Source organism: Pedobacter sp. ASV12 (assembly GCF_016429155.1).
GTDB lineage: Bacteria > Bacteroidota > Bacteroidia > Sphingobacteriales > Sphingobacteriaceae > Pedobacter.
This window is the reverse complement of record NZ_JAELUC010000246.1, coordinates 1-583: the sequence shown is the minus strand read 5'-3', so window position 1 is coordinate 583 and position 583 is coordinate 1. Positions and strand designations below refer to the sequence as shown.

General features: G+C 38.1%; 1 protein-coding gene. It reads left to right on the top strand.

All coding sequences use genetic code 11. From position 1 onward, the window contains the following. Positions 1 to 99: 99 nt before the first annotated feature. Positions 100 to 583 (top strand): AAA family ATPase (locus JHD69_RS20135; protein WP_199142117.1); only part of this gene is annotated, 484 nt, incomplete at its 3' end.

The following is a 583-nucleotide window of genomic DNA, read 5'->3' as shown; positions in this document are numbered from 1 at the left end:
AATACGAGATCATGAGTACTGTCTCGTGGGCTCGGAGATGTGTATAAGAGACAGGATTGGGATAAGTTTAATTTTCCTAATTCTATCCCGCAGGAGGTTATGGGTCGAATTCAAGATCGTTTTAAATATGATATTAAAACCTCGCATCCTTTGTACGAAAACGGTAAGGAAGTTGGAGAGTACACATTTGAGGTGGCACAGGAATCTACAGGAACCAAAAATTTATTTGCTTTAGGCGGTTTAATTATAGATGCACTTGAAGAAGGGCGAACATTGGTTGTAGATGAATTAGAAAAGAATTTGCATCCAAATATCACTCGCTTTCTGATACAATTATTTCATCATCCGGAGCTTAACAAAAAAAATGCACAATTGATTTTTGCAACACATGATATTACGCAGTTGAGCAATGATACCTTTAGGCGTGACCAAGTTTGGTTTACGGAGAAGAATGAACGCGGAGAAAGCATTTTATTTAGATGTTCTGATTTGGAGGGTGTGCGTTTGAATACTCCTTTAGATAAGTGGTATGCATCTGGCAGATTCGGAGCTACGCCAATTATTGATGATGTAGAGTTTATGT